At 60.3% G+C, this 22,271-nt stretch carries 22 protein-coding genes and 2 pseudogenes; 9 read left to right on the forward strand and 15 right to left on the reverse strand.

The genetic code is table 11. The features are described 5' to 3' along the window. Positions 1-70: 70 nt before the first annotated feature. The 7 genes from SPO_RS20295 to SPO_RS20325 all read right to left on the reverse strand — a co-directional run bounded on the left by SPO_RS20295 (position 71) and on the right by SPO_RS20325 (position 6,764). Positions 71-1,174 carry a class II histone deacetylase gene (locus SPO_RS20295; protein ID WP_044029508.1) on the reverse strand — a complete coding sequence of 368 codons (1,104 nt, stop codon included), beginning with the start codon at positions 1,172-1,174 and terminating at the stop codon, positions 71-73. Positions 1,175-1,178: 4 nt separating this feature from the next. Further along, complete coding sequence (locus tag SPO_RS20300; RefSeq protein ID WP_011241878.1) at positions 1,179-2,117, reverse strand: branched-chain amino acid ABC transporter permease; 939 nt, start codon at positions 2,115-2,117, stop codon at positions 1,179-1,181. Further along, the gene (locus SPO_RS20305) at positions 2,114-2,983 is read right to left on the reverse strand and encodes a branched-chain amino acid ABC transporter permease (RefSeq protein WP_011241879.1); all 870 of its coding nucleotides are present in this window, start codon (positions 2,981-2,983) and stop codon (positions 2,114-2,116) included. The genes SPO_RS20300 and SPO_RS20305 overlap by 4 nt, the downstream gene beginning before the upstream one ends. Continuing rightward, positions 2,980-3,684: an ABC transporter ATP-binding protein gene (locus tag SPO_RS20310; protein WP_011241880.1), complete on the reverse strand. Its 705-nt coding sequence runs from the start codon at positions 3,682-3,684 to the stop codon at positions 2,980-2,982. Before SPO_RS20310 ends, SPO_RS20305 begins: the two co-directional genes overlap by 4 nt. Then, on the reverse strand, positions 3,681-4,394 hold the full coding sequence (locus tag SPO_RS20315) for an ABC transporter ATP-binding protein (protein ID WP_011241881.1): 714 nt from the start codon (positions 4,392-4,394) through the stop codon (positions 3,681-3,683). Before SPO_RS20315 ends, SPO_RS20310 begins: the two co-directional genes overlap by 4 nt. A gap of 3 nt (positions 4,395-4,397) precedes the next feature. Continuing rightward, positions 4,398-5,678 (reverse strand): ABC transporter substrate-binding protein, encoded by a 1,281-nt coding sequence (locus SPO_RS20320; protein WP_011241882.1) that lies wholly within the window; start codon positions 5,676-5,678, stop codon positions 4,398-4,400. Positions 5,679-5,795: 117 nt separating this feature from the next. Continuing rightward, positions 5,796-6,764, reverse strand: a complete 969-nt coding sequence (locus tag SPO_RS20325; RefSeq protein WP_011241883.1) for a helix-turn-helix transcriptional regulator — start codon at positions 6,762-6,764, stop codon at positions 5,796-5,798. 128 nt (positions 6,765-6,892) lie between these two features. On the opposite strand from SPO_RS20325, the gene SPO_RS20330 reads away from it, so the two are divergent. Together SPO_RS20330 and SPO_RS20335 are read left to right on the forward strand one after the other, a co-directional pair. Then, complete coding sequence (locus tag SPO_RS20330) at positions 6,893-7,276, forward strand: nuclear transport factor 2 family protein (RefSeq protein ID WP_144084093.1); 384 nt, start codon at positions 6,893-6,895, stop codon at positions 7,274-7,276. A gap of 20 nt (positions 7,277-7,296) precedes the next feature. Further along, the gene (locus tag SPO_RS20335) at positions 7,297-8,697 is read left to right on the forward strand and encodes an aldehyde dehydrogenase family protein (RefSeq protein WP_044029510.1); all 1,401 of its coding nucleotides are present in this window, start codon (positions 7,297-7,299) and stop codon (positions 8,695-8,697) included. A 36-nt stretch (positions 8,698-8,733) separates the two neighbouring features. Here the strand turns inward: SPO_RS20335 and SPO_RS20340 are convergent, their stop codons facing one another. Further along, positions 8,734-9,108 carry a winged helix-turn-helix transcriptional regulator gene (locus tag SPO_RS20340; protein WP_011241886.1) on the reverse strand — a complete coding sequence of 125 codons (375 nt, stop codon included), beginning with the start codon at positions 9,106-9,108 and terminating at the stop codon, positions 8,734-8,736. A gap of 116 nt (positions 9,109-9,224) precedes the next feature. Here SPO_RS20340 and SPO_RS20345 point away from each other — a divergent pair, with 116 nt between their 5' ends. Both SPO_RS20345 and SPO_RS23470 read left to right on the forward strand, forming a co-directional pair. Then, a complete protein-coding gene (locus tag SPO_RS20345; protein WP_011241887.1) occupies positions 9,225-10,058 on the forward strand; it encodes a nuclear transport factor 2 family protein in 834 nt (277 codons plus the stop codon). A gap of 419 nt (positions 10,059-10,477) precedes the next feature. Continuing rightward, a pseudogene (locus tag SPO_RS23470) lies at positions 10,478-10,606 on the forward strand (IS21 family transposase); the annotation flags it as partial. A gap of 155 nt (positions 10,607-10,761) precedes the next feature. Here the strand turns inward: SPO_RS23470 and SPO_RS20350 are convergent. Beyond that, on the reverse strand, positions 10,762-11,655 hold the full coding sequence (locus SPO_RS20350; RefSeq protein ID WP_011241888.1) for a LysR substrate-binding domain-containing protein: 894 nt from the start codon (positions 11,653-11,655) through the stop codon (positions 10,762-10,764). A gap of 93 nt (positions 11,656-11,748) precedes the next feature. Here SPO_RS20350 and SPO_RS20355 point away from each other — a divergent pair, with 93 nt between their 5' ends. Both SPO_RS20355 and SPO_RS22680 read left to right on the forward strand, forming a co-directional pair. After that, positions 11,749-12,963 carry an MFS transporter gene (locus tag SPO_RS20355; RefSeq protein ID WP_011241889.1) on the forward strand — a complete coding sequence of 405 codons (1,215 nt, stop codon included), beginning with the start codon at positions 11,749-11,751 and terminating at the stop codon, positions 12,961-12,963. Positions 12,964-12,986: 23 nt separating this feature from the next. Further along, positions 12,987-13,238 (forward strand): 2-thiouracil desulfurase family protein, encoded by a 252-nt coding sequence (locus SPO_RS22680; protein ID WP_230981826.1) that lies wholly within the window; start codon positions 12,987-12,989, stop codon positions 13,236-13,238. Here SPO_RS22680 and SPO_RS23000 read toward each other — a convergent pair. Continuing rightward, positions 13,229-13,387 (reverse strand): annotated as a pseudogene (locus tag SPO_RS23000) (IS5/IS1182 family transposase); the annotation flags it as partial. The gene SPO_RS22680 and the pseudogene SPO_RS23000 overlap by 10 nt on opposite strands. Here SPO_RS23000 and SPO_RS20360 point away from each other — a divergent pair. After that, positions 13,325-13,744 carry a PhoU domain-containing protein gene (locus tag SPO_RS20360; protein WP_044029512.1) on the forward strand — a complete coding sequence of 140 codons (420 nt, stop codon included), beginning with the start codon at positions 13,325-13,327 and terminating at the stop codon, positions 13,742-13,744. The pseudogene SPO_RS23000 and the gene SPO_RS20360 overlap by 63 nt on opposite strands. 299 nt (positions 13,745-14,043) lie before the next feature. Here the strand turns inward: SPO_RS20360 and SPO_RS22340 are convergent, their stop codons facing one another. From SPO_RS22340 to SPO_RS20385, 5 genes are read right to left on the reverse strand one after another with little or no spacing between them, the layout of a single operon-like run. Beyond that, positions 14,044-14,529, reverse strand: a complete 486-nt coding sequence (locus tag SPO_RS22340; protein WP_051420468.1) for a MarR family winged helix-turn-helix transcriptional regulator — start codon at positions 14,527-14,529, stop codon at positions 14,044-14,046. Continuing rightward, a complete protein-coding gene (locus SPO_RS20370; protein ID WP_011241891.1) occupies positions 14,513-14,986 on the reverse strand; it encodes a MarR family winged helix-turn-helix transcriptional regulator in 474 nt (157 codons plus the stop codon). The genes SPO_RS22340 and SPO_RS20370 overlap by 17 nt, the downstream gene beginning before the upstream one ends. A 20-nt stretch (positions 14,987-15,006) precedes the next feature. Continuing rightward, positions 15,007-15,486, reverse strand: a complete 480-nt coding sequence (locus tag SPO_RS20375; RefSeq protein WP_144084096.1) for an acyl-CoA thioesterase — start codon at positions 15,484-15,486, stop codon at positions 15,007-15,009. A gap of 17 nt (positions 15,487-15,503) precedes the next feature. Beyond that, the gene (locus SPO_RS20380; RefSeq protein WP_011241893.1) at positions 15,504-17,075 is read right to left on the reverse strand and encodes an indolepyruvate oxidoreductase subunit beta family protein; all 1,572 of its coding nucleotides are present in this window, start codon (positions 17,073-17,075) and stop codon (positions 15,504-15,506) included. Continuing rightward, a complete protein-coding gene (locus SPO_RS20385; protein ID WP_011241894.1) occupies positions 17,072-19,246 on the reverse strand; it encodes an indolepyruvate ferredoxin oxidoreductase subunit alpha in 2,175 nt (724 codons plus the stop codon). Before SPO_RS20385 ends, SPO_RS20380 begins: the two co-directional genes overlap by 4 nt. Before the next feature lie 115 nt (positions 19,247-19,361). Between SPO_RS20385 and SPO_RS20390 the strand changes: the two genes are divergently transcribed. Together SPO_RS20390 and SPO_RS20395 are read left to right on the forward strand one after the other, a co-directional pair. Next, on the forward strand, positions 19,362-20,876 hold the full coding sequence (locus tag SPO_RS20390) for an aldehyde dehydrogenase family protein (protein WP_011241895.1): 1,515 nt from the start codon (positions 19,362-19,364) through the stop codon (positions 20,874-20,876). A 5-nt stretch (positions 20,877-20,881) separates the two neighbouring features. Continuing rightward, positions 20,882-22,270 carry an aspartate aminotransferase family protein gene (locus SPO_RS20395; protein ID WP_011241896.1) on the forward strand — a complete coding sequence of 463 codons (1,389 nt, stop codon included), beginning with the start codon at positions 20,882-20,884 and terminating at the stop codon, positions 22,268-22,270. Position 22,271 lies beyond the last annotated feature (1 nt).

Here is a 22,271-nt window from a genome sequence, read left to right on the forward strand (position 1 = left end):
ATGCACCGTCAATCCGCGAACGATGCAAATGTGCCTTTCCCAATAGTCGGCGCAGCGCTGTTGCGCGCTGCTAGAGGGACGCTTTGAAGCATTCAAGTCGCTGGCGCTGGAAAGCAACGAAATCCGCCGGCGGCTGGTTGGCCTCCGCCACAGCGCGAAACGGGTCGACCACCTCGCTTTCCACCCCGGCCAAGGTACGCACGACCTCGTGGGCACAAAAGGGCACTACCGCCTCGGCATACCCGCCCTCATGGGCACAAACCAGCCGGCCGCCACAAAGGTCATTCGCCGCTCCCATTACGGCCCGGGTCAAATAGCCAAAGGTGCCGCTATGCGCAGTCATGCGGCTGAGCGGGTCGAAGTTGTTGGCATCCAGCCCGCAGGCGACGATGATCAGCTCAGGCCTGAAGGCATGCAACGCCGGCAGCACCAGGATGTCCATCGCGTCGATGTAGCTCTGATGTCCCGCGCCGGGCAGCAGGTTGACGTTGAGGTTCGCCCCTTCCCCCGCACCTGCGCCCCGCTCGCTGCCGCTTCCCGATCCGGGGGGGAAGCAGTTTTCCTGATGGATCGAGATCGTCAGTACATCTTCCCGTTCGTAGAAGATGTCCTGCGTGCCGTTGCCGTGATGTACATCCCAGTCCAGTACCGCGACGCGGGTCAGACCGCGCTCGGCACGGGCGGCCTCGATCGCGATGGCGATATTGGCCAGCAGGCAGAACCCCATGGATCCATCCCGCATCGCGTGGTGCCCCGGCGGGCGCGACAAGGCATAGGCGTTGTCGAAGGTGCCATCAACTACGTCAAACACCGCCCGCTTGACCAGCCCGGCCGACAGTGCCGCGATCTCGTAACTGCCCGATCCGAAGGGCGAGAATTCACCGGCATTGCCGCCACCCGCGTCGCTGAGGGTCTTGAACCGGTCCAGATAGGCCTCGCTGTGAACACGTGCCATGTCTGTCTCGGTCACCGGCTCCGCAGATTGCACGCTCAGTTGCGCGGTCAGGCCCGAGACATCCATCAGTGACTTGAACCGCCGCTTGGATTCGGGAGATTCCGCATGGCCAGCGGCGGCCGGAGGCTGGATCCATCCACCGACCGGCATGATCAGCGCATGTTCTCCGGTCGTGTGCCACAGGCAGTGTTCGTCAAAATAGAAGCCGGTACGTGGCATGGGTTTATCCTTCCTTGAAGTGTCTTTTCGAAGCCAGGTTGCCCAGGCGCGGGATCAGCCCGTCGATACCCCTGGGCGCAAAGATCATCAGCAGCATGGCGATCAGCCCCAGCGCGATCAGGTTCCAGCCCGGCGAGGCCGAGAGCGCCTCGCGAAGGGCGACGAACAGCATCACGCCAATCACCGGCCCCCGGATCGTACCCAGCCCACCGATCACGCAGATGAAGATCGCGTAGACCGTCCAGTTGATGTCGAAGGCGGCGATGGGCGAGACATAGAGACTGCCCATGAACCCGATGGCCCCTGCCATGCCACTGCCCGCGGCGGACAGGATGAACAGAAGCGCCTTGATACGGCCTGTCTTGACACCCAGCGAGCGGGCCGCGATTTCGTCATCGCGCATGGCGTGGACATGCAGCCCCCAGGGGCTGCGACCCAACCACCAAAGGCCGACGCACAACCCAGCCGTCAGCGCCAGGGCCAGCCAGTAGCCCATCGAAGGCAGCAGGCTCGTGTCGATCCGGCGGGCGGCAAACAAAGGCAGGCCGGAAGAGGCGCCAAAGTAATCCATCCGGCTGACCACGATCTTGACGATCTCGGCGGCGACCCACATGCCGACGGCGAAATAGACCTCGCGCAGGCGGAAAAGGATCGGGGTCAGAACCAGCGCCAGTAACGCCGCTCCGACCCCGCAAAACGGGATCATCGCGTAGGGAGAGATCGGCAGATCCCGTGTGACGGCAAAGAGCAGGTAGGCCCCGATGGCGACAAAGGCGTGGTGGCCCAGCGACAGCAGCCCTCCGAAACCGGCCAGCAGATTCCAGCTTTGGGCGATGGCCAGAAGGATCAGCATCTCGGTCACCAGCGCCAGCGCGCCGCCGCCCAGCCAGTAGGGTACGGATGCCAGGACCAGTGCGGCCAGGGCAAGGATCAGACGGGTCATCGTGTCACCACCTTTCCGGCGATACCCTGCGGCCTGAGCAGCAGGAACAGCAGCAGCGTCAGATGCCCGTAAAGAAGCCCCGACGCGGGGTCGAAATAGAAGCTGGCCACATGCACCAGAGCCAGCGCGATGCCGCCCAGGTAGCTGGCCCAGATCGAACCTAGCCCGCCGATCACGATCACCTCGAAGGCGATCAGCAACCGCTCGGCGCCGGAAAAGGGCGTGATGGTTGAGCGCATCGCCAGCAGCATCCCGGCCAGCGCGGCAAAACCCGCCGCCAGCGCCATCACCAGCGCAAAGACCCGTTTCTGCCGGATTCCGAACAGCGCCACGATGTCGGCATCCTGAGAGGTGGCGCGGATCGCCCGACCCAGGCGTGTGTGTTGCAGGCCAAGGTGCAGCAGGCCAAAAAGCACCAGCGCCAGCAGAAATATCGCAAGCGGCAGATAGCCCAGCGTCACGCCGCCGATCTGGAACCCGGCGGTTTTGATGGTGCCGATGTCGATGCTGCGGTTGTCGGCGCCGTAGATTTCGACCATCAGATTCTGCAGCACCACGGAAAGACCAAAGGTCAAAAGCAGCGCCGGCATCGGATCAGCGCTGAGCACCCGGTTGATGAGCTGCGCTTGCAGCAGCCACCCCAGCCCGAAAGCCAGCACCATGACGACCGGCAAAAGAACAAGTGGATGCACCGGCAGGTTGCCGCCAAGGGTAAAGAGCGCCAGCGCTCCGGCAACGGCGATCTCGCCATGGGCGATGTTGGCGATGCGCATGACACCGAAGATCAGTGTCAGTCCAAGACCGAAGAGCGCGTAAAGCCCGCCCAGAAACAGCCCGTTGATCAGAATGTCGATGACGATGCTCATGCGGCTTCTCCAAAATAGGCCCGGCTGACGGCATCGAAGGCCGCAGGGGCCGAGGCACCCGCAAGAGCGACTCGCCCCGATAGCATGCAGTAGAACCGGTCCGAGACATCAAGAGCGCGGCGGATGTCCTGTTCCACCACGACCAGCGTCGTTTTCCGCTCTTTCAATTGCGCCAACGCGGCATAGACGCGGTCGACCACAACCGGGGCCAGCCCCAGCGAGACCTCGTCCACCAGCAGAAGATCCGGGTTGGTCATCAGGGCCCGGCCAAGCGAGACCATCTGCTGTTGCCCTCCGGAAAGAAGCCCAGCGGGTCGATGCGCCATCACGGCGATTTCAGGGAAGAGGTCAAAGACCGCGTCGCGCACCCAGTGGCCGCCGCGGCCCAGATCGGCTCCGATCATGAGATTCTCTGCAACACTCATGCCAGTGAAAAGCCGGCGCCCCTCGGGCACCATCGAGATCCCCATCCGCGCAAGTTCCTGCGGACTGGCGCTGCCGATGTCGCGGCCATTCAGGCGCAGCACCCCGGCGTGGTATTGACCCAGGCCGGCTATGGCGCGCAGCAGTGTTGTCTTGCCTGCCCCGTTAGCGCCGACAAGGGCGATGGTTTCACCGCGTCTCACATTCAGCGAAATACCGAAGAGCGCCTGAAAGTCGCCGTAGCGGGCATCCAGATTTTCGATCTCGAGCATGCTCATGCCGGTGTCCCCAGATAGAGCGCCCGAACCTGCGGATCGGCGACCACCGCCTGTGGCGTGTCCTCGATCACCTTGCGGCCAAGCGCCAGCATCATGATCCGGTCCGAGGCGGCCTGAAGCGCGTGGGCGATATGTTCGATCCAGAGTACGGCAAGACCGGCCTCTTTCAGGCGGTGCACCAATGTGACCATTTCGGCAGCTTCCCTATCGGTCAGCCCGCCAGAGATCTCATCGAGCAGGATCACTTGCGGATCGGCTGCCAATGCCTTGGCCAGTTCCAGCCGCTTGCGGTCGAGAAGGCGCAGTGCGCCGCCCATCTGGTGCCGCATGGCGGTGAGACCGGTGATTTCCAGCACGGCCTCCACCTTGTCGTATGCCTTCTGCGGGGCAACGCCGTGACCGGCGTGCTGGGCCAGATAGAGCGTCTGTTCCACGCTCAGCGAGGCAAACGCCCGCGGCACCTGGAAAGCGCGGGCCATGCCGGATTTGACCCGACCCGCGGTATCCAGCCCGGTCACGTCGCGGCCCGCAACCGAAACTGTGCCGCTGTCAGCCCGTGTCACATCCATCAGCAGGTCGAACAGCGTACTCTTGCCCGCACCGTTCGGCCCCATGATGCCCAGGCAGATGCCCGGCTCGACGGTCAGGGACACGTCCCTGAGTACCTCGAGCCCTCCGAAGGACTTGGAGAGGTTGCGCGCTTCCAGCATGGCTCAGACCTGCGGCAGCGCGATGGTTTCGGACTCGACACCGATATCCGGTGCCAGCGTGTTTTCGGTGATCACCAACTCGAAGGCGTGCTTGCCCGAGGACTTGCGCCACTGACCGCCCGCAAGCTGGGTTCTGGCGGTGTTCCTGATCGGGCTGTCGGCAAAGTTCACCGGGCCGACCACCGTATCGAGCCTGGTCGAGGCGAAGACATCGCGCACAGCGGCGCGGTCCTTGGGCGCCCCGGATTGCACCAGGGCGTTCAGCCCTGTTTCGAATAGCGCATGGCTGTAGCCAAGCGTCTGCACCCATTGCGCATTGCTTTCTGCTTCCCAAGCGTCGGCCAGTTCGCGGGCCGTCTGACCGGTCAGGGACGAGGCGAACGGCACGTTCGGCGTCCACCAGACCTCGGTCGTCATACCGTCGCCCCGGTCGCCCATCGCCTCGATGGCCTGTGGAAACAGGAAGGCGGCAGCGAAAGTGCAGGCCTTTGGGGTATAGCCCGCCTGCCCTGCCTGGTTCCAGAAAGTGATCCAGTGCGGCGGGAAGCCGAAGCCGGTGACGATATCGGCCCCTGCCTCCTTGAACCGCGACACCTGGCCCGAGTAATCGTCGGCGTCGATCTTGAACATTCCGCCATCGACGCGCGAGTAACCGCCGCGTTCGATGAAGCCGGGCAGGCCCATCGCCGGATCGGCGAAGGCATTGCCGACCGGGTTGTCGAGGTAGAAATCCCCCACCACCTTGTTGGTGTCGATCTGGTCCCAGAGTCTTGTGAACGTGCTCATTGCGTCATCGGCACCCCAGAAGAAATGGAAGGTCCACGGAAAGCCCTGTTCCGGGTTCGATCCGCGCGGGAACATCCAGGCCTGCCAGGGCTGCATGGTGCTCATCGTGGGCACACCATGGATATCGGCGATCTCGCCCAAAGCGACAGCCGCGTCGCCGTCATTGATCAGCAGCATGTCCACCTGATCGCGCAGCAAGAGCTCGTTGCCCACCGAAATCGACCGGTTCATGTTGGACTGGTTGTCCTTGACGATGATCTCGACCTCGTGGCTGGCCCCGCCGGAGATGAGCCCGCCGGAAAGATGCTTGCTGATGGTCTCGACCATCCACTGGTCCGAGGTTCCGAAAGAAGCACGCGGCCCGCTGAGCGGCGAGATGAAGCCGATGCGCAGCTTCTTGCTGGCGGCGGTGACGATTGAAGGGGCGGCCAGCGTGCCGATGAAAGCAGCGCTGCCGGCAAGAAAACTGCGACGGTTCAAGGATTGGTTTCTGGTCATGTTGCTCTCCCTTTTCTTCAGCGTAGAAGAGCCGACCGATGGCAAGACATAGTGCAGATGCACTAAGTTCGGGTCGCAGATCGGGAGAACCAGGAGGCTTGGCTGCCACGTTCGTGGTCAAGCCTCGTCGGGTGCGGCCTCGGTCAGGGTGGGATTCGCCAGTCGCAACAGTTGAACCCGGTTCTCGACGCCGGTCTTGCGATAGATCGAGCTGACCTGATTTCGGACGGTGTTCACCGACACATCCAGCCTTTCCGCTGCCTGCCGCATAGTCATGCCTTGAACCAGACAGTTCGCCACCAGCTTTTCTCGCCGGGACAGATCGCCCCAGGGATTGGGCGGCGTCAGCCGCAACAGCCAAAGGTCGTCAGAATACCGCTCGCGCGTGAAAACCGCGCCATCGCGCCCGACATGCGACGCGGTGGCGGCGGCGGCGCGCAGCAGGTCCGGCACCCGGCCACGGCTGGTGGCCGAGAACTCGGCGCGGTGCTGAAAGCCGGTCGAAGACAGAAAAAGCTCCCCGGTGGCGTCGACCAGTGCCCAGTCGGTGTTCGGATCGACCCGCATCCCCAGATCCAGTTGCAGGCTCATCGACAGCGCCTGTTCAATATGACGAAGGATCGCCAGAAAATCGGCGTTCTCGGTATCGGTAAAGGGTTCGGCAGCGCCCCGCCGGTACAGCGACATAAAGAAATTGAAGCGTCCGTCGCGCACCTTGCAGTGGCCGTTCAACATCTGGGTCAGGTTGAAATGGCCCGCAAAGTCACGAAAGCTGGGATCGGTGACCGCCTCGGCCACGGTGATCGACCGCGCATAGCGCTGCAGATTGCGTCCTGTCCGCACGAAAGGATCGTTGGCAAGCTGGGCCTTGACCCGCGGCTCGAAATCTTCGGGCAGGTCGCTGACATCGGTATGCACCATCGCAATCCGTCCGCCCCGGAACAGAGACCAGCCCCACCATGCCGCGTCGAACCGGGTTATGTCGCGCACCAGGTCCATCATGAACTTCTGGAAATGCAGCGGTGTGTGGGTATTGGCCTTGTCCATCAGCTTAAGGACAAACTCGCTGAGGTCATAGCGGTTCATGCCGGCGTCCTCGCTACTTGGTCATAGTGCATCTGCACTATATCTGGTTCTCGCGCCTTCTGGCTAGCCTTGCCTGCAATGCAACCGGCCCCGCGGACTGGAGAGGGCCGTTCCAAGTGGAGGAAGACATGCCAGAAGCCTTGAAGGACATCATCGCAGCCAAGTCGCGCAGGTTCGAGGAAAACTTTGCCAGGGGCGATGTGCCCGCATTGGTTGCGGATTACTACAACAACGATCCGGTGGTGATCGGGCAGGGCGTGGCCACCTTCACCGGACGTGAGGGGGCAACGCAGTACTTTACCGGCGCGGTCGAAGCGATGAAATCGGCGAAGCTGACGACCTACACCATTCAGGAAGGCGAAGACAGTGCCATCGAGACCGGCGGCGTCAAGCTGACCCCGCGCGAGGACGGCGCTGCGCAGATAGACCTGACCTATGTGCTGGTCTGGCAAAGGCACGCCGACGGCTGGGCCGTGCACATGGATTATTTCATGCCTGGCGTCGTGCGCTGAGGTCTCGGAAAGGGTCCCCGATGAGTTACCATATGACGATTGATGCGCAGGCCGTCGCCGCCGCATCCGAATTCGAAGTTGCCAATCCCGCTGGCGGGATTGCAGGTCATGCGCCAAATGCCACGCTTGAGGATCTGGATCGCGCGGTTGCCGCAGCGCAGGGCGCGTTCACACTCTGGTCGCGGCAGGATGACGCAACCCTGCGGGCCGCCTGCGAGGCAGTTACCGCCAAGATCGGCGAACATGCAGAGGAACTGGCGCAGTTGATCACCGCCGAGCAGGGCAAGCCGCTGAATGGTCTGGGGTCACGCTGGGAGCTGGGCGGCGCGCAGGCATGGGCAGGCTACACCAGCAGCCTGGCCCTGCCGGTCAAGATCTTGCAGGACGATGACGCGGGCCGGGTAGAAATGCATCGCAAACCTCTGGGGGTCGTCGGGTCGATCACGCCTTGGAACTTCCCGTTGATGATCGCGGTCTGGCATATTCTGCCCGCTCTGCGTACCGGGAATACGGTGGTGATCAAGCCCTCGCCCCTGACCCCGCTGTCAACCCTGCGTCTGGTCGAATTGATGAACGAGGTGCTGCCCGCCGGGGTGGTCAATGTGATCACCGGCGATGACAAGGCGGTCAATCTGGGTGCTGCTATGTCGGCGCATCCCGGCATCCGCAAGATCGTCTTTACCGGCTCCTGCGCCACCGGGCAAAAGATCATGGCATCAGCGGCGGACAGCATGAAGCGGCTGACGCTGGAAATGGGCGGCAACGATGCGGGAATCGTGCTGCCCGATGTCGATCCCGAGGCGATTGCCGAAGGTTTGTTCTGGGGCGCCTTCATCAACAACGGCCAAACCTGTGCGGCGATGAAACGGCTTTATGTGCATGAGGACGTACATGATGCGGTTTGCGAGGCACTTGTTGCATTCGCCCGCAACATTCCCGTCGGGCGCGGCGACGACGAACATGCGATTCTGGGTCCGGTGCAGAATGCCGTGCAGCACGCCAAACTGTGCCGTCTCGTGGCGGCGGCGAAGAACAAGGGCAATGTTCTGCTTGGCGGGGAATCGGGCGAGGGGCTTTTCTTTCCGCCCACGATCATCTCGGGTTTGGAAAACGGTGATCCGCTGGTGGACGAGGAACAATTCGGGCCTGTACTGCCAATCATCCGCTACAGCGATCTGGAGGCCGCGATTGCCGCCGCCAATAACAGCCCAAACGGGCTGGGTGGCTCGGTCTGGTCGCCGGATATCGACAAGGCCAGATCGGTGGCGCAGCGGCTGGAATGCGGGTCGGTCTGGATCAACAAGCATGGCGCGATCCAGCCCAACGTTCCTTTTGGCGGGATCAAGGCCTCGGGCCTGGGCGTGGAATTCGCCGAGGAAGGGCTGGCGGAATACACCGACATCCAGGTGGTGTTTTCCTGACTGAAAACCGGACCGTCCTCGCCGGGGCGGTCCGGGCTACCCGGCCGCGTCGAACGCCCTGCGCGCCTCGATGATCTGCGGCTGTTTTTCCACCGCCCATTGCGCCATCGCCCCGATCGGCGCGAACAGAGACCTGCCCAGCGTTGTAATCGCGTAATCAACCCGCGGCGGGATTGTTGGCGTCACCGTCCGGCTGACCAGCCCGTCACGCTCAAGCTTGCGCAACGTCTGGGTTAGCATCCGCTGCGAGATATCCGGAATCGCCCGCTGCATTTCGGAGAACCGCTGCCCTCCGTCGCGCAGCAACAGGATGATCAAAAGGCTCCATTTGTCCCCGATCTGGGCCAGCACGGTCCGGATCGGGCACAGGTCAAGCCCCAGTTCTTTCTCGATTTCTTCGCGCCTTTTCATGAGCCCTCCAATATTTTTTAGTTACTAAAAAGTGCCTACTTACTTTTAGTAATCAACTTGAATACCCATAGCTCACCGCCCGAAACCGGGCAAGCATCAATTCAAAGGAGAACCAGATGATCATGTCACTTCGCACCACTTCTGCCGCCGCCGCGCTGGCCCTGACCGCGCTATCCGCCGCCGCCGACAGCGCCGCCAACAAGGAGATCGCCGTTGGACTGCTGGAGCAGGGATTGGCCAAGGGTGACCGCGATTTCATCATGACCCATGTCGCCGAGGGCTATATCCAGCATAACCCGCAGGCCGCCGACGGGCGTGAGGGGTTGCTGGGTTTTGTCAGCTTCCTGGAAACCCTTGATCCGCCGGTCACGGTCAACCCGGTGCGGGTCATCGCGGATGACAATTTCGTCGTGATCCATCAGGAGGCAGAGTTTTTCGGTCCCAAGGTCATTATCGACGTGTTCCGCTTTGAAGACGGGAAGATCGCCGAGCATTGGGACAGCATCCAGGAAACGGTGACGGAAACCGCAAGCGGGCGTTCCATGACCGATGGGACGACCAAAATCACCGATCTGGACAAAACCGCTGAGAACAAGGCGCTGGTCACTGGGTTGGTCAAGGACGTCCTGATGGGCGGAAAGATCGACCGGATCGACGACTACATCGCCGAGGGATACATGCAGCACAATCCCTTCGTACCCGATACCCGCGAAGGGCTGAAAGGCTTCGTGGCCTATCTGGGCGAGAACAACATCTCGTTCTGGTACTCGGAGTTGCATCTGGTGGTGGCCGAGGGCAACTTTGTCTTCACGCAGGCCGAGGGCGTTTATGACGGCACGCCGACCGCGTTCTATGACATCTGGCGGATCGAGGACGGAATGATCGTGGAACACTGGGACACAGTACAGCCGATCCCGACCGAATTCGCCCACGAGAATGGCATGTTCTGAAACGGGTTCGTCCGGGGCGCTGTAGCGTGCGCCCCGGATGGTTTCCAGTTGATCGAACCAGGTGACGGCAGTAGCGCAACACGAGGCCACTTTCCGCCAGGTCACTCCGTTGATGAACAGGAGCGAGTTGAACCTCTCCCATCAGTGATCACCCTTACGGGTGCACCGGCAACGGTTTCTGAAACCCACGCCTTGGAGCAACGCAGATCGATGCGGACCGGTGCGGGCATCCGACGCCCAGCAGCACCGCTAAAGGATCTGGTGTTGCTCTCCGCTGAGAAGTGACCCGGTAGGCCCATAACTTTCCACTGAGATTTGACCCATGTGCACACGCTGCCCCGACGGAATCGGTCGGGGAGAGAAGGAGTGATCGACATCGGATTTTGAGTGTTATTCGACGCTGGACATTGCGTGAAAAAATGCCAATCCGCGAAATTTCAAGACGCAACGGGCTGTCTCGCAACACCATCGGAATGTATCTGCGCGAGGGCGCGGTCGAACCGAATTTCAAGACGCCATCGCGGCCGAGCAAGCTGGACCCATACGCGATCGGCCCAGACCAGCCATCTGCGGTAGTCTTCAGCGCCGCACCGCAGCTTCACCAGACCGGCCGTTCCTCCATCTTGCAGCATTTTCTAAGACTTAAGGTCGGCAGAGTGGGACATTGCTGCCGCTCATCGGCGAACACCAAACGGCTGGAAACTCACTTCTGGTGCATCTGCTCGACTGCGCACGCAGCGCAGAGCCACTTCACAAAAGCCTTCACCGCAGGTCGGTCGAACGTTTCGGGTAGCGCGACCGCATAGTAGGCAAATTTCGTTGGCCAACTTCCGGGCAAGAGCTGAACAAGCCGCCCATCCGCCAGTTCTTCGCGGACATAGATGTCGTTGATGAGAGCGAGACCCTGCCCTCGTGAGGCGGCTTTCACCGTCAAGAACCCGTCCTTGAACGCAGTGCCGTATGACGGAGCGACCGCGTTCACGCGATGAGCTTCGAACCAGAGCGCCCAATCAAGCCCGGTCTCATCGGGCAGGAGCGTGAAGCGAAGGCAGTCTTCCGGCTCTTTAACCGGATGTTGGGATTCCAACAGCGCCGGGCTGCCAACGACGATCAGTTCGGGAGCACATAGCCACTCAGATCTGAGGCCGGCATAGTCACCCAACCCATGGCGGATGGCGAGGTCAATCGGTTCGGATCGCAAGTCCGCCAGCCGGTCTTCTGTCTCGATATTGAACCTGATCCCCGGATGGTCCTCATTGAATGACGCAAGGTTCGAGACCAGGAAGGAATGCGCGAAGGTAGGAGCAGCACTGATGCGCAGGATCGTTTTTCCATCCTTGCCGATGTGTCGGTTATGCGAAGTTTCGATCTGAGCAAAGGCGCTTTTTACCTCTTTCCAGAGTGCTTTCCCGGATGCCGTAAGCGAAACGCCGTCGCGGCTCCGAACGAACAGGCGCTTGCCATAACGGTCCTCGATTGATCTGATGCGCTGGCTGATCGCGCCCGGCGTCACACCCAGTTCGTGCGCGGCGGCTTGCATCGCGCCGGCTCTGGCGACGACAAAGAATGTATAGAGATCGCGAATGGGCAGCGGCATGCCTGACTTTAGCTGAGCTAAAGCAAAACGGCCAGCTTCTCGTTTTCCCAAGTTTTGGTAGTCCGGCAGAATGTCTCCGAAAGGGAGACATCAATGCGCGCACCCACCATAAATCAAAACTGGACCATCGTCCTGTTCGGCTTCCTGGCTTTGTCGCTGGCGTTTTCGGCACGCGCGGCGCTTGGCCTCATCATGCCGGTCTGGCAGGCGGAGTTCGGATGGTCGAGCGGCTATATCTCCGGTGTTGGCGCAGCAGCCCTGATCGTCATGGCTGGTGTTGCCCCGTTTGCCGGACGTCTTGTCGATACAAGAGGACCGGGCCTTGCGTTGAACCTCGGTATGGGACTGCTGGGAGTTGGCTGTGCCGTCGTTGCCGCGATGTCCAGCAAGTGGATGTTCATTGTCGGGTTCGCGGGGTTTGGAGCGGTGGGTTTCGGCATCGTGGCGACCCATGTCGTCGCGACGGCCGTTACGAGATCATTTGACAGGAATGCCGGTCTGGCCATTGGCATAGCGACTTCTGGCGCCACCGGCGGACAGTTCCTCATCGTGCCGTTGATCGCAGCACTTCTCGCCTTCGCGAGTTGGCGTTGGAGCTTCGGAGCCTTGTCGGTGATGAGCCTGGCCCTGGTCCCGTGCATACGGGCAAGCCTTCCGCCGCGCGTGGAAACTGATGGAGGTGGGGATGGGGACGCCCGGACCACCATGGCGGCGGATTTCGTCACCATTGTCCGACTGCCCGCATTTCATATCCTGTTCTGGAGCTTTCTGATCTGCGGTTTCACAACAACGGGCGTCATCGAGACGCACCTCTTGCCCTTTGCTTCCTTCTGCGGTTTTCCACCGGTCCCAAGCGCGACGGCTTACGGTGTTTTGTCACTAGTCAATCTGTTTGGCATGATCGCTGCCGGGTGGCTAACCGACCGCATGAACCGCCCCTTGCTGCTTGGCGCGATCTACGCGCTGCGTGCGCTCACCTTCGTATTCCTGTCGAACCTGCCGGGTATGCCCATCGAAATGCTGTTCGCCTTCGCCCTGTTCTTTGGCGCGGTCGACTACGCAACGGTGCCGGTGACCGCCAGTCTTGTGGCCAGCCATGTCGGGCTGAAGGTGATGGGCCTTGCCATGGGAATGATCTCGGCAGGACACGCAATCGGTGGCGCGATGGGTGCCATGGCCGGCGGCTATCTGTTCGATCAAACTGGCAACTATGATCTGCTTTGGACGGCGTCATTATGGCTCGCAATCGGCGCAGGCGTGATGGTTATGTTTCTTCGGGAACGCGGGCGGCAACCCGCCGGTGCATAGCACAGAGGTGATATGGGGGATCGATGCCGCAGCAAATATCCAAGGTTCTGGTCAGCGCGTGCCTGCTGGGCCAACCCCTTCATTACAATGGGCAAGCGTTGTCACTTGAGGGCGGTCTGATACCACGCTGGAGGGCGCGAGGAATAATAGTCCCGCTTTGCCCACAGATTGCGGCGGGGTTTGCGACGCCTCGACCACCTGCGAAAATCGTGCCGGGATTCGATGGTGCCGATGGAATTGACGGGCACGGGGGATTGTCGAGAGCATCGGCGTAGACGTAAGGGATTTGCACGGCTAGGACCTTCTGCCTGCGGCAGAGCGTGGAAAAGTCGGGAACTGGCGGGCGTCCCGACCGACCGTCATGTGGCGCCCGCCAGGTCAGGTCCTTGTCGATCCAGATCAGCAGCGGTCCTCGCTTGCGCAAAGGCGTAAGGCCCGTATCCTGACAGAGGCAGCGATCGACCTTGAGTCGGCTGCGAGTATCGTTGTTTACAAGCTCTCACGGAATGCTGAGCGCAATCTGCAATCGCAGGTCAGTTTCTCTGAAAACGGTATGAAGGAATTGTGGGGAATGCATGATCTCATAACCCGAAATCTGGAACGCGCGTTAACGGTGCTGACAACGGGTGACGCGAATGTTGCGCGGCAGGCGGCTGAAACCAAGGGTCAAATCCGAGAGCTGGAACGGCGCAGCCACAAACGCCACCTTAAGCGCTTGCACGAAGGCGTCGCTGACGGCCACAACAGCAGTGCGGCCCAGCTCGACGTGCTGGATGCCTAAAGGAATCGAACGCCAAAAATTACCACGCTGACCTAGCCCGCGCTCGCAGCAGATGGGCAATTGCTGGATTCGCGTCTTGTGCCCCTGGACAGACTCCACAGTTAACTCTGTGAGATGCTCTTGAACAGCTAGCCGCTTCGGCGAGTACCTCACTTCGAAAAAATGACCGATCCCGCGGGAGCAAGAGGGCGAAGAGAAGGATGCGGCTCGAAACCGTGCCTGAATGAGGGGCATTGGCGCGAAAATGATTCCGAGTTTCTGAGAAAAGTGACCCGTCAAGCCTCAAGGGTCAAAGCGCACTAATAATCCGTCTTTCCTTTAAGTATCTCACCCAGGACCTCGATGCATGTCTGGAGCTTGTCCGGGTCGACATTGCCAACCAATTCCGCGTGGAAATCATTGATAAGTGGCGATATCTCGGCCAGTTTCTTCTTTCCCTTTCTCGTTAGAACAACCGTCCTTTTCCTTTGATCAGCGTCAGAAATCGACCGGGCTGCCAAGCCTTCATCAACCAGCTGATCTACTGTGCGGCTGGTTGTCGATTGTTCCATCACACCCAGTGTTGCGAGTTGGCCGACGGTCAGTTCCCCGTAGGCTGACAGACTTGAAAGAAGCCGCAGCTTGGGAGTGGGCAGCTTCTCGCTGGCCAGCGCCTGATTCAGTTCCGAGCTCCAGATATGCGTGATCCTGGTCAGTAGATACGGGAGAAATGAGTTAAGCTCGCCGGGTGACCCGTAGGGGAAACTCGGCTTTGGGATTTTTCGCGCCTCAGTCAAGGCTTGCACCCGTTTGCATCGATTCAAGTATCCCACGCAATGCCGCGCTTGCCTCTACCATGTCTTGGTCGGAAACTGCTCTCAATAGCTCAGCGAGAATACGATTGTGGGCTTCGCTGGCCTGCTTGAACGTCGTGAGACCAGCATCGGTCAGCTTTGCCGAGAACGAGCGCCGATCGTCGGCAGACATCGCTTTGACGACCATTCCGTCCTTGATCAAACGGTTCACCAGGCCCGAAACATTTCCGTTCGTGACCTTCAACGCACCCGACAATTTCCCCATACTGAGGCCATCGGGATTTCTAGCAAGCTGAGCCATGGCATCGAACTTGGCGAGGCTCAGTCCTGTTTCGTCCAACAACTGTCTGTTGAGATCACCGAAGACCAACCCGTGCAAGCGCAGGATGTTCAGCCAAAGACGCGTTTGGTTCTGTTGCCGGTCTGATTTTGTGGCAGCTTCGCCCATGAACTCTCAATGTGCTCCAATCAATCTTTGTCCAATTTATATGCTTCTGCATAGGTCAGCAATGCTTCTAGGATGTCATCAGGGATTTCGGTCGACTGATGCGCATCTAGATTGGTCGTCACTGTTGTAAGCGTCCCGCGAACCGCCTCGCGCTGATCCTTCACGAGGTGAACCGATAGCGTGTAAGATTTAGTGCCGATCTTGTCGACAGCAACAAAGGCCTCGGCCTCGTCACCCATCATGAAGGGTGTAAAGAAGGTTGCCGATGCGGCAACATACCCCAGCCCGATACGACGGCGCCCGATCACGTCCTGGTAGGGAATTTGCAAGGCGTCGTCGAACCATTCCTCGATTGCCCGGTTGAAGACATCGAAGAAGTTTGGGGTATAGACGATCCCGGCGGGATCACACTGGCCGTGGCGGAACTTTGTCCTGGTCGACCACATGTCGTCCGGAAAGTCGTCCATTTCAAACGGTCGCGGGGTATTGTGTGTCTTCATGGGGTGCACGGTTTCTTTCAAAAGGATTGGATTGTCTTGATTGTTCCGTCGAGGTTGTCACCGTCCCCGTCCTTGAGAGCGGAGCGCAGCAATCGATCCGCCCACATGGCGGCATCGTCGCGCTGCGAGATCGACCTTATGGTTTGCATGACTTTGTCGAACTTCGAATGACCACGGGCGTGGGTGTCCGAATAGCCCTTGATCAGGCGGCGTACCTTCAGGATCGAAACGGCAAGATCGTAGTTGGATTGAAGGGCACCGGTGGCTTCTGTCAGCCATCGCGTCCGGTGTTCGGTCTCTTCAGCATGGCGCAACGACCGGCGGCGCAGACGCTTCAGCCCGGCAAGAAAAAAGAGCATCAGAAATCCCGGGAGGGAGTAGGTTCGAACCCGTCTCCCTTTGTCGACTCTGCGGTCAAGCCAGGCGTAAAGCTCGCGCTTGCCTCGCAACCAACCCGCCAAGCCAGCTGGAAGCGCCGAGGATAACTCCTCCAGTCGCGGATGCATGAACTCCGTGGTCCCGAAAATCTGTCCTTCGGAGAGCTTCAGATCATCTTCGATGCGCCTGCGCCGTTCTGCCCGCGTCTTGAGATCCGCTACACGGAAAATGTCGTCGTAAGCCATCGCATTGGCCAGGTACTTTGCCGCCGTATTGGTGAAGGTGAACCCGCGATTATCCCCGCCTGCGGCTCTGTCTTTTTCGGCGATCTCCGCAAGCGTTTCCAGGTACTCCTCACCGTAGGCTGCATCCTGAAAATCGACCACCTTCTTCAGGCCAAGATAGGCCATTGCCTGAACCTCAACCGGCAGATCGGTGCGGAGACGTTGCAAAAGCGCGTTGGCGCGGGGATTGGCAAGTGACCGGGGCAGGGCGGCGGGCATTGTGTCTCTCTGTTCCAACGTCCCCGGAGCTTCGCCTTTCTCGCCAGCTTCGACCTGGGCCACGGCGGCGTCAAAAGTGCGAATGCTGGCCGCGACACCTTTGCCACTTTTCTGGATGACGGCGTGATAGTCCTCGCGCGGGAAGGGCAACGCGCCCGAGGCTGAGAGGCTTCCAAAGAGGGCCGAGGATATGACGGACCCGTTTTCGACGGCCATGCGGTTCATATCGAAGACGATCCGGCGCTTGGCGACGATGCCGATCGCATCCGTTACCGCCCCGCTGTCAGCGATGCCTTCGCCCGGCGCCATCTTCTCTATCGTGGACAGGGATCGGTGGTCGGAGGCGATCAGGGTGGTTCGGTCCGGCGTGACGATTCCGCGCAAGATCGAGCGACCAGCCTCCATGTATTCTGCTGCTATGACGACATCGACGTCGCCAGGTGTCGGCATTTGTGCCAGCACGGGCCTTTGGCCGTGCCGGCCCGGTTTCATCATCTCGACATAGTAGATCGTCGCGCCGGTGCGTTGTGCAACGCCGGGTACGGAGGTGGATTGTGCAATCCACCCCTGACATTCCGCCAATTCCACGATCCAGTTAGTCAGCACGCCGCCGCCCTGTCCGCCCATGGCGACGATGGCGATAGACAGGGGACGGTCTGTCGCGTCCGCTTCTGGTCGCAATGGCAGCTTTACGGTATCGTCCTTCAACGTGCGGCCTCCTCAAAGTTGACGGCGCGCCGCGCGCGTCGTTTTTGCAGATAGGTGATTGCGGGCAGGGTGAAACTCGACTTGAACCTGTCCCATGAGCTTGGGTTGTGGATAACCTCGGCGCGGTAGAAGGAGGGGCAGAGCACGGCCGCATCCGCCACCTCCCCGCAATTGCCGCAGGCAACACAGGTTGTATCGATCGAAGCGACAGGATCATCGCGCAGGGGGTCGTCCAGCTCCTTGACCGAAAGAGAGGGGCAGCCGGACAGCCGAATACAGGCGTGATCGCCGGTGCAGACATCTTCATCGACGCCAAAGCGTTCCTTGACCGTCCGTTTACCGGCCTTCAGCGCCTTTGCAACTTGTGGCTTCACGCGCCGTTGCTTGTTCAGCATGCATTCAGACGAGGCGACGATGATCTTTGGGCCTTCGGCGTCTGTCGTCAGGGCCTCAATCAGGACCGCGCGCATCCGGTTCACATCATAGGTGCGGTCGATCTGGCGCACCCATTTGGCACCAACTCCTTTCACGGCATCGACGATCGAATTGTTCGTGGTTCGCCGCTTGTTGAAAGCCCGCGACGACAGGATGTCCTGCCCTCCCGTGGCCGAAGAGTAGTAGTTGTCGATGATCAGGAACACGCCGTCATGCTTGTTGAAGACCGCGTGCCCGATGCCGCTGGTCAGCCCGTTATGCCAGAACCCGCCATCCCCCATGATCGAGATCGACCGCTTGGCCCCCTTGACATTGAACGCCGCCGAAGAGGCCGCACCGAGCCCGTAGCCCATTGTTGTCGCACCGATATTGAAGGGCGGCAGGATCGAGAACAGGTGGCATCCGATATCTGCCGAGACGTGATGCTCGCCCAGTTCCTCGAAGACCAGTTTCATCGCAGTGAAGATTGGCCGTTCCGGGCATCCGGTGCAAAGCCCCGGCGGGCGTGGCGGGACCACGTCCTTGAGTGCGGCAACAGCCGGATTGGTCAGGATCGGCACCGGGTCCGGCGCGGGTGCACGGTTTCCCAGCAGGCTGGCTTCATAGTCCTCCAGGAACTGCCCGATACCTTTTGTGAGGGCCGTAACCGTGTAGTCACCCGCCATGGGCAGGTATTTCTTGCCGTGAACCTCTGTGGGCTTTCTAAGCCGCGAAATATTGGTTGTGATGGATTGTTCGATAAACTCCGGCTGGCCCTCTTCGACGACCAGAACCGCATCGAGGCCCTCGCAGAACGCCTCTATCTCGCTGGGGATCGTCGGATAGCAGACGTTCATCACGTAAATCGGCAGCTTGGAATTGCCGTAGGCATCGCTGAGGCCAAGGAACTGAAGCGCCCGAATGGTGCTGTTATACATGCCGCCCTGAACGATCAGACCAGTTTTACCGCTCTTGTCCTTTCCGGTGGGCCCGAAGAATTCGTTCAACTTGTTTTCCGTCACAAAGTCGATGGCCGCAGGCAGGCGCCGCTCGATCTTCTCGACCTCATGTTCATAGGCAGCGGGCGGCAGGACGATCCGGTCAAGGTCACGCTTGGGGCTGTTCATGGCGTCCTTCAGGGTGAAGTCGGGGCGCACATTGTCCTTGCAGACGAACTCCCCCGTCATGTGGCAGGACCTGACCCGCACCTGAAGCAGCACGGGCGTGTTGGAGGCCTCAGACAGCTCAAACCCCTTCTCGATCAGCCCGACCATGCATTCCTGATCCGGGCGCGGATCCAGAAGCCACATCTGCGACTTCATCGCAAAGGCATGGGTGCGTTCCTGCATGATCGAGGAGCCTTCGCCGTAATCCTCGCCCACGATCACCATCGCCCCGCCCGTGACCCCGCCCGACGCCAGATTGGCAAGCGCATCGGATGCGACATTGGTGCCCACGGTCGATTTCCATGCCACCGCACCGCGTAAGGGATACATGACAGAGGCCGACAGCATCGCGCCGGCAGTGGCTTCGTTTGCAGAGCTTTGGAAGTTCACTCCCAGGTCGTCGAGGATGTCATTCGCATCCGCCAAAACATCCATGAGATGCGAGATCGGCGATCCCTGGTATCCACCGACATATGAGATCCCGGACTGCAGGAGTGCCTTTGTGATCGCGAGGATCCCCTCGCCTCGAAAGACGTCTCCCTCTCCCAGCTTGAGATGCTCCACTTCCTTGGCAAACGAACGTTCGGCCATCTGTGCCTCCAAAAATATATGGAAATGAATAATTTTATATGTAAAGTAAGTCAAGAAGTTTCGGATTAATGATGAAGCCCCGAAGCGTCGAGAGTAAGAAAAAAGGTTGAAAAACATGCAAGTAGCCCGCCCCGATAGCCTGGTTTCGCAAATTCTTCCGGCAGTTGCGGACTATCTTGATTCGCCTGCAAAGTTGCTGTTGGGCGGCACGTCCACCGCTGCGTCGGATGGTCGGACGATGGATGTTTTCAATCCCGCAACGGGAAAGAAACTTGCCGAAGTACCATGGGGCGGCGCAGCGGAGATCGACCTTGCCGTGAAGGCCGCGCAGGCGGCACTGGAAGGCGACTGGAGCCGGATGCGGCCCGTGGAGCGCCAACGCGTGCTGCTGAATCTGGCGGATCTGATCGAGGCCAACGGCGAAGAGCTGGCGCAACTCGAGACACTGAACAACGGCAAGTCAGTGATGTTGTCGCGATTGGTCGAGGTTGGGAACTCGTCCAACTATCTGCGTTACATGGCGGGCTGGTCCACCAAGATCGAAGGCTCGACAATAGATGTGTCGATCGCTGTGCCACCGGGCGCAAAATACCAGGCCTACACGCGCAAGGAGCCTGTTGGCGTGGTTGGGGCGATAACGCCGTGGAACTTCCCGCTCAACATGGCGATCTGGAAACTGGCCCCGGCGCTTGCCTGCGGCAATACGGTGGTTCTGAAGCCCGCCGAGGAAACGCCGCTGACGTCGCTTCGCTTGGGAGAGTTGTGCCTCGAGGCGGGCCTGCCGCCCGGAGTCGTAAACGTCGTTTCGGGAACCGGAGCCGAGGCAGGTGCAGCGCTCACCGCACATCCCGGTGTCAACAAGCTGACCTTCACAGGATCGACCGAGGTCGGCAAGATCATCGGCATCCAGGCGATGCGGGACATGAAGCGCGTGACGCTGGAACTGGGTGGCAAGGCGCCCATGGTCATGTTCGACGACATGGACCTTGATCAACTGTCCGAGGCGGCCCGGATTGGCATTCTGTTCAACTCGGGTCAGACCTGCTGCGCCGGAACCCGCATCTATGCGCAGCGCGGTATTTACGACCGGATCTGCGAAACTATGGCCAATGTGGTGGGCGCGCTGTCTGTCGGTTCTGGGCTTGATCCTGCCAACGCAATCAACCCGATGGTATCGGCCAAGCATCAGGCGCATGTGTCTGCCTGCATCGCGGGCGGCGTCGAAGAGGGGGCAACCCCATTGCTCGACACGGGCGCATACGATGGAGAGGGATACTTCGTCAGGCCGCAAATCTTCACCGATGTCCGCCAGGACATGAGGATTATGCAGGACGAGGTCTTTGGTCCGGTCTTCACCATCACACCATTTGATGACCCAGACGAAGCGATCCGCATGGCCAACGACACGCGCTATGGGCTTGGGGCGTCAATCTGGACGACCAACCTGAACACCATGCATCGCTATGTGCCGCAACTTCAGGCCGGCACGGTCTGGGTCAATTCCCACAACGTGCCCGACGCGAACATGCCCTTTGGTGGCTACAAGCAGTCGGGCATTGGCCGCGAACACGGTCGCGCCGCGCTGGATGCTTATCTCGAAACAAAATCTGTCTGCATCGCGGTGAGGTAAGGCCAATGACCACGACACAGCACACTCCCACCCCGCGCGACAACTTTCTTCGTGAGAACAACGGGCGTCATCAGATCCACCCGATGACCCACCCGCTGATCATCGAAAACCGCCCGCCACGCATCATCGTCAAGGGCGAAGGGTCCTATGTCACGGATATCGACGGCAAGACCTATGTCGATGGAGTTGGCGGGCTCTGGAACGTCAATGTTGGCCACAACCGGCCCGAGGTAAAGGCGGCGATTACCGCTCAGATGGAAGAGATCAGCTATTACTCCAGCTTTGCCGGCACCGTGACGCCACCCTCCATCGAGCTTTCGGCCAAGATCATGGAGATGACAGCCGATGAGGACATGGCGCGGGTCCTGTTCTCGGCCAACGGGTCGGACGCTGTCGAAACCGCGCTGAAGCTCAGCCGTCAATACTGGAAACTGGAAGGGGAGCCGGAACGCACCGGTTTCATCTCGCTCAAGCAGGGCTATCACGGCATTCAGTTTGGCGGCACATCCGTGAACGGTTCGACACTTTACCGCTCGGCCTATGGGCCGCTTCTTCCCGGATGCTATCAGGTCGACAGCCCGTGGACTTACCGCAACCCCTATTCCGAAGACCCCGAGGAACTTGCCGAGGCGGTCATCACGCAGATCGACCGGCTGATCCAGCATCAGGGGGCGCACACGATCGCGGCCTTCATTGCAGAGCCGGTGCAGGGGGCCGGGGGCATCATTGTTCCTCCCGCAAGCTTCTGGCCCCGTCTGCGCCAGGTTCTGGACAAGTACGGCATCCTGCTGATCTCGGACGAGGTTGTGACCGGGTTCGGACGCACGGGCGCGATGTTCGGCGCGCGCGGGTGGGGTGTGAAGCCCGACATCATGTGTTTCGCGAAAGGTATCACCGCAGGATACATCCCGCTGGGTGCGACGGTGATCAATGAACGTGTCTTTGCAGCCTGGCAGAAGGGCATCGACCCAACGGGGTTCATCATGCACGGCTACACGGCCACGGGCCATGCGCTTGGATGTGCCGCCGCCAATGCCACGCTGAAGATTGTCGAGGACGAAGACCTTCCCGGCAATGCCGGGCGCATGGGCCAGCGGCTCATGGAAGGGCTCAAGGACATTCCCAACTGGTCGTCACTCGTAGGTGAGGTGCGGGGCAAGGGGCTGATGGTCGGGCTCGATCTGGTGGCTGACAAAGACACGCGTGAACCAATCGACCCCGGCAAGGGGCAGGGCGAAATGGTGGCGACCTTCGCACGTGACGAGGGCGTGATCGTGCGCCCCGCCGGCCCGGTCATCATCATCTCGCCGCCACTGACTCTGTCAGAAAAGGAAACCGACAAGATCGTCGATGCACTGATCAAGGCGCTGCGCCGGTACGAGGAGGAGAAGTAGA

The sequence above is a fragment of the Ruegeria pomeroyi DSS-3 genome (assembly GCF_000011965.2).
Classification (GTDB): Bacteria; Pseudomonadota; Alphaproteobacteria; order Rhodobacterales; family Rhodobacteraceae; genus Ruegeria_B; species Ruegeria_B pomeroyi.